The sequence below is a fragment of the Neolewinella aurantiaca genome, assembly GCF_008014675.1.
GTDB lineage: Bacteria > Bacteroidota > Bacteroidia > Chitinophagales > Saprospiraceae > Neolewinella > Neolewinella aurantiaca.
On sequence record NZ_VOXD01000067.1, the window covers coordinates 1 to 6238 of the forward strand.

Sequence of the window (6238 nt, forward strand, 5' to 3'; positions counted from 1 at the left end):
GATGAGATGGAGATTTTTGGTCGCGCCGAGCCCGTACTTATCGTACAGATCACTAAATTTACGCAGCTGTGGAGTGAGCATGAGTTGGAGTGGTAGTTAACCCCAAGTTAGTGCTCGCTTCGCGCTTTTGAAAAAATGTAGAGTAGTGTGGTATAATTCATTGCTAGTTATAGCCTGCTTACGAAAGTCCTCGCGGACTTTCTATCTGTGATTTATTTGCTAACTTCAGTGCATAAACACGCAACGAAATCATACACTAAACCGTTATGCGTCATTAGAAAAAAATGAAAAATACCACTTTTACATATGAAGAAGCAGTAAAGAAAATTGATTCAATCGGAGGAAAACCAATTGTAGTAGAAGCTCAATGGGACGGAGATACTCAAGGTTGGTTTCTCCGCATGTTTGTAATTGTAAGAACAGGAATTTTCAAAAAAACGGAATCGTCACACTATTTAGGGACAATTTCTTTAGGAGGAGATATTGGGTTGTTTCAAGGAACTATTCCACCATATTCAGAGGTAAAAGTAGCACAAGAAATTGGCGGGAAATTAAAAGACAAATATGGTTTGGAGTTTTTCTTCCCCTCACCAAACAATCCAGATGATGACTGCCCAAGGTGGACAGAGAGACATAGAGCCATTAATTGTGAAAATTGCAATAAATTAATCATTCCAACTGACAGCCCATATTTGCCAAAAGAGATTTGCTATAATTGTCATTTAATAAGAAAGCAAAATCAAAGAATAATAGATGAAGAACCTTACGATGACGGAGTAGATATGTACCTAAATAAAAATGGTGAATTTCAAAGTTTAGGATTTTGCTCAAACTTTGAAAGTTTCAAAATAGCTCCATTTATAAAAGAGAAAGTCGAAGGAGTTAGTAATGAAGAAGGAATCAAGATTGTAACACTTCCACAAGACGATATAAAAAAGCTAATCCAAGATTTGGAGATTGAAATTGATAAACAGATTTTAGAGTACGAAGAGCCAAAGATTGAAAAACGAATGTCAAGATTCGTAACAACTCAAAAGATGAAGTATAAAGAAAAAGAATTTGAATTGATGAATAGATTCAATTCTCATCATGAAAATTTAATAGGATTGATATCCAGTTTTGATACGGCGAAAAGAGCGTTTTCTGAAAGTTTTGAATACAAGATCTATTTCAAGAAAGGAATATCTCATAGAGATGATTCAGTTCTCAGATTTGTCAATTATTCAGGAAAAGGCAAAATGAAAATTGACCAAATCTATGAAAGGTTTAATGGGATTATTTCAACTGAAGAAGTGGACAAAACCATAAGTAAATTAGTGAAAATCGGTTGTATGAAATTAAATGATAATGAAGCTGAAGTGACAGAAATTGGAAAAAATATCGTTTAAAAAAAAGAAAACGAACGCACAACAATGACTAAAGCGGCAATATGGGCTATGCGCCCATACTGCGTTTAACTGGGACGTTATGTGTCATTAACCATGAAAAAAATAGAAGCAATAATATTTTCTGCACTTCTCATTTCTTTAACGGGGTGTTGGAACTCTTCAAGTTGGACAGAGGAGGAACGGGAGACGTTTAGAACAAAATGCGAAAGTCAAATTTATTTTGACACTGACCCAATTTGTTTCACAGGCTTTACGTATGAAGAAGTAGATACTGTCATAGTATTGGAAAAGGACAGTATTACAACAATAGACACGATTTACATTTACACTCGACAAGAAAGAAGTAAATACGATAAAGAAGATCAGAAGTTTTGGGGTTCACCAGATACTGAATTCAATGTCAATCATTCGTACGAATTTTATCTTGAATCGGATACCCCATATGTTCTTGACAATATGGAAATGATAATGTGGGCTCAATATACCATGGCAGGCGAAGGATGGGGATGTGAAATGGGGAATTTCACAATTGATAATGAAAAATTCGAACGTCAAGGGAATATTTACTTCAAGAAAAGAGGATTTAAATATGATTGGGAATAAAAAACGAACACACAGCAACACCTTTACGCAATACCCTTCGGGGTGCTGCGCATAGCCAAAACGTTGGCTGCAACGTAAAACGACATTCCCAAAACAAGAAAAATGACCCAATCTGAACTTATAGTTTTAAATTTTATAGAAATAAGGAGAAGAAGTGTAAAACTTTGGAATGGACTGCCTGAGAAGTATTATAATTGGAAGCCTGACGAAAAAGCTATGAGTGCGTCAGAAATGATAAGACACGTTTTGGAAGCTGATTATGGATGGAATATTATTATTAATCAAGGAGATATGACAAATTATAAAACACCTTGGGAAAACCGACCATTCATTAACGTTACTGATGAACTTGAATTTGCCGAACCTTATAGAAAAACATTTATAGAAAGTGTATGGCAATTTTCGGATACGGAATTAAACGAAACTGAAATCATTCATCCAGGGAACGGAGAAAAGAAAATACTTGGAAAATATTTATTGCGGATTGGATATCACGAATCAGTTCACGCAGGACAATTTTTGTCATATTTAAGAGCAATGAAAATTGATAGGCCAAAAATATGGGATTAAAAAAAAACACTATAGCCAACAATAGGTCAAACGCTCCACTGCTAGACAAATAAGATGACCGGGCGCTTGAAGCCCCGACTTCGTTAGGGCGCTTCAAGACCCTAATGGGTATTTGTCTAGCAGTACAGGGTAAACGCATCAAATTCAGAGATGGATGAGGCTGCTCAGAAAGTCAACATTCATTGGACGCAAACCAGATTGTCGCGATTGCTCCTCCCCAGCGCAGCGGTGTGGGGAGGCTGGGAGGGGGTTGAGCGACAATCTGGTTTGCGCCCCATTCATTGAGGCTTTAAAGCGTCGGGCTGAGTGTCGTAAATTGTCGTAGATCGTTCAGGTTGCGGATCAAGGACATATAGCCTTGAATACGAAAATGCCGGAGAGATGGACTGGTAGTTGAGTTGATGATTATGAACAATATGCCAACGCAACCGTTTTAGGCCGACTGGGCTTACGTATCCGTTAGGCATGATGACAAATCAAAATCGTTATCAAGAAAGAGTAAATAAATAATGAACGAAGATGTAAGATTAATCAAAAAGGAAGTCTACGAAAAGTGTAGACTTGTCATTTCTGAATATAAAGCAGAAGGTGAAAGCCAGGATTATTCTGCATGTAGATTCAGACTGAATGGATTGAGAATAGTTTGCCGGAATTCTAAAATAACGCCAAAAAAAGTGGGTCAGTTTGTGACATTCTGGAAAAGAAGTATTGATGGAGTAATTGAACCTCTTGACGAGAGTGACCAAATAGACTTTTATGTTGTTAATGTAAGAACCGAAAATAAGCTTGGACAATTTGTTTTTCCAAAATCAATTTTGATTGAAAAGGGAATAATGTCTACAAATGAGAAAGAAGGGAAAAGAGGGTTTAGGGTCTACTCAATATGGGATACTCCTCAAAACGGTCAGGCAAAGAAAACTCAGAAATGGCAGCTTAACTATTTCTTTGAAATTAATGAAGAGGTTGACCTTGAAAAAGTGATAAAAATGTACCACTTAAATTGAAAAAAGGCTAGTATCCATAAATACGGCGGATGCTATTGCTATCCGGATAAGAACGATGTCAGACTTGTAAGAGATGTTGAATAACAACCCGCATCGAGACAATGCCAGAGAAAGAAAACGCTACGTTTCTTCTGGAACTCAAATTGCATCCATCCTTACTTTAGTTTGCTTCGTCACCTTTTTGTGGCTATTTTGTGGTGGATTTGGTCTTAGGTGTAAAAGCCTGCGCTACGGGAAGCTTTAATACCTGGCGTTCGCGGGGGCGCGCACTTTGGCATTTCCGCTACTGGCGATCACTATAACAACACATACAGTTTTTAACTACCAAAACTAAATTGAAATGAAATCAATTTCAACTGTGTTGTTGTTCTCCCTCGTTGTTTCAGCAACGTGCTTTGCTCAAACCATCAGCATCACCGACGGTGATGTTTGCTATATCGGACCCGATGTGGTTACCCTGGTGGGTAACGACGGCGGCTCGCCGTCACGCAACATTTATACCGGAATGGCCAACAACGGCAGCATTCCGATGCGTGTTATCTGGGTCAACAGCCAATGGGAAATTCAACTGGATACCGACGCTAACGGTAGCTACGAGACACCCACCCACGGCAACACCTTTGCTTCTGCGCCTAACCCGCCGACACTGGGCACGGGCGTTTGGAGTGATTTGACCGGCGGGGTATGTCAAACGATTAACGAGTTTCAAGGGACCGGAACGCAAACTACGCTGCCCATCGAACTGGTCTCTTTTGAGGCAAAGCAACGGGGCAAGGAAATTATTCTGAACTGGACAACAGAGTCGGAGATCAGTAACGAAAAATTCGAGATAGAACTGAGCTACGCCGGAAGAGGATTCCAGAAAATCGGTGAAGTTACAGGTGCAGGTACGACCACTGTCTCGCAGAACTATTCGTTTTTACCCGATAATCCCCAAAACGGGACATCTTACTTTCGTTTGAAACAGGTGGATTTCGACGGTCAGTTCAGTTACAGCGAGGTGGTAAGCCTTGATTTTAACGGTGAAAGCGGAAGAGTAGGCGCTTTCTATCCCAATCCCAGCCGATCAGGATTTGTTAACCTGAAGTACTTTACACCGGATGAAGACCGGATCACGGTATCTGTTTTCAACGTTGCGGGAAGGTTGGTCGCTAATTATACCTTATCTGTATCTGGAGGGAGCAATAACTTGAGTTTTGACTTTTCGGAATTGAGTGCCGGCCTCCACACGGTCTGGATTACCGATAAGAGAAACCAAACGCACCGCAGCCTGATCATCGGACAATAAAAGGAAAAGCTATAGTCATCCTCCACTCAAAACAACTTCTCAAACCTTATCGGAAGCTCAGACGTAACAACCATCTCCTGATGAGTGAACGGATGTACGAAGGTCAGGGAATGGGCGTGCAGGTAGAGTCCCTTCCCGTTAAGAATCAGGCCTTCTGTTCCGTAAGTTTTGTCTCCCAGTATGGGGTTTCCTATTCCGGAAAGGTGCCTGCGGATCTGGTGTCTCCGGCCCGTAGCGGGCCGTACGGCAACGAGGTTAAGCCGGGAGAACCTCTCGGAGGCGACTGAATGGTGCACTTCGTAACGGGACTCCGACCGCTTACCATCTACGTCCGCTACGATAATGCCTTCTTTGTCCATGTTGCCGATGGCAACGGCGAAGTATTCTTTCGAGATTCGTTTGTCCGCAAACAACCCGTTCAGGGCACGGATGCTGCTGCTGGTTTTACCGATCAGGAGTGTGCCGGTGGTAGGGTAGTCGAGCCGGTGAACCGGCTGGGGTCTTGTACCATCGGGCAGCGGGCTTGGCCGGAGGTTTTGGGGCAGGGCATTTGCTATTGTTTTGAACCGGTTGCCACTGACCAGAATGCCCGCCGGTTTGTGCACTACCGCAAGGTGATCGTCCTCGAAGAGGACCTTAAGGGGGAAGACCAGCTTTTTCTCCGGGCCAACCTCCGTGGGGGCGGACAACCTTATGCACTCTCCTCCGGAAATCATGGTCGCGGTAGTGGCGGTCTCATCGTTCACGGAGACCAGGCCTTTCTTGAGTTTCTTCTTGAGCGCAGACTTCGTCTGCGCGCCAATAAATATACCAACGCCGTATTCCTGAATCCGTAACGGGGTAGGAATAGTGGCGGGAACGTTGTGTATTTCGGTTAAATTGATGGGCTTGGTTTTTGCTGGCAGTCAAAGTTAACAAGGTTCAAAGGGATACCGCAAAATAACGAAAGTGATTGTGAGATAAGATGCTTGGCTGTATCGGTGTGTATCACGAGATGCACTACTATCACGAACTTGCCGCTTGTCACGTCTCCCCTCTCCCGAGGAGAGGGGCCGGGGGCAGGGCTAACGCATACTATCTAGAAAAACTTTATCACGGGCCTTATCGGACCACATCGCTCGCATTCGTTTATGCTTAACACCAGCTTTACTGGGTCCATCAGCGTGTAAATTGATACTCATTTTCCGGATTAAACTACAATTGGATGCCAGATTTGCTGTCCGCGCTCTATTCGCATCCTCTCCGAAAGTAACGTCTAGTATTAGGGTGTTCCGTCTGTTAGCTCCTGCCCACGCCTGATTCTGTCCTTTGTAAAAGTGTGCTCGCAATCCAGTAGCTTTGAGTTGCGAGACAAAAAACACGGATGCGAGCACGACTCAAAGCTA

Annotated in this window: 7 protein-coding genes; 6 read left to right on the forward strand and 1 reads right to left on the reverse strand. The window is 42.3% G+C overall.

Translation table 11 applies throughout. The features are described 5' to 3' along the window. The first annotated feature begins 284 nt into the window (after positions 1–284). From FUA23_RS21770 to FUA23_RS21790, 5 genes are all read left to right on the forward strand, one after another. Positions 285–1388 carry a hypothetical protein gene (locus FUA23_RS21770; protein ID WP_147932891.1) on the forward strand — a complete coding sequence of 368 codons (1104 nt, stop codon included), beginning with the start codon at positions 285–287 and terminating at the stop codon, positions 1386–1388. Between the two features lie 93 nt (positions 1389–1481). After that, positions 1482–1991, forward strand: a complete 510-nt coding sequence (locus FUA23_RS21775; protein ID WP_147932892.1) for a hypothetical protein — start codon at positions 1482–1484, stop codon at positions 1989–1991. Between the two features lie 102 nt (positions 1992–2093). Next, entirely contained in the window at positions 2094–2561 is a 468-nt protein-coding gene (locus FUA23_RS21780) for a DinB family protein (protein WP_147932893.1), read from the forward strand. 509 nt (positions 2562–3070) lie between these two features. Further along, positions 3071–3565 (forward strand): MepB family protein, encoded by a 495-nt coding sequence (locus FUA23_RS21785; RefSeq protein ID WP_147932894.1) that lies wholly within the window; start codon positions 3071–3073, stop codon positions 3563–3565. A 340-nt stretch (positions 3566–3905) separates the two neighbouring features. Beyond that, on the forward strand, positions 3906–4853 hold the full coding sequence (locus tag FUA23_RS21790) for a T9SS type A sorting domain-containing protein (protein WP_147932895.1): 948 nt from the start codon (positions 3906–3908) through the stop codon (positions 4851–4853). A 26-nt stretch (positions 4854–4879) separates the two neighbouring features. Here the strand turns inward: FUA23_RS21790 and FUA23_RS21795 are convergent, their stop codons facing one another. Next, complete coding sequence (locus FUA23_RS21795) at positions 4880–5458, reverse strand: RluA family pseudouridine synthase (RefSeq protein WP_246144441.1); 579 nt, start codon at positions 5456–5458, stop codon at positions 4880–4882. On the opposite strand from FUA23_RS21795, the gene FUA23_RS22845 reads away from it, so the two are divergent. Next, entirely contained in the window at positions 5453–5689 is a 237-nt protein-coding gene (locus FUA23_RS22845) for a hypothetical protein (RefSeq protein ID WP_246144443.1), read from the forward strand. The genes FUA23_RS21795 and FUA23_RS22845 overlap by 6 nt on opposite strands. Positions 5690–6238: the final 549 nt, after the last annotated feature.

Bases quoted from the DNA above. Each gene is read 5' to 3' on its own strand.
- FUA23_RS21790 (WP_147932895.1), top strand. From the start codon at position 3,906: ATGAAATCAATTTCAACTGTGTTGTTGTTCTCCCTCGTTGTTTCAGCA.
- FUA23_RS21780 (WP_147932893.1), top strand. From the start codon at position 2,094: ATGACCCAATCTGAACTTATAGTTTTAAATTTTATAGAAATAAGGAGA.
- FUA23_RS21775 (WP_147932892.1), top strand. From the start codon at position 1,482: ATGAAAAAAATAGAAGCAATAATATTTTCTGCACTTCTCATTTCTTTA.
- FUA23_RS21770 (WP_147932891.1), top strand. From the start codon at position 285: ATGAAAAATACCACTTTTACATATGAAGAAGCAGTAAAGAAAATTGAT.
- FUA23_RS21785 (WP_147932894.1), top strand. From the start codon at position 3,071: ATGAACGAAGATGTAAGATTAATCAAAAAGGAAGTCTACGAAAAGTGT.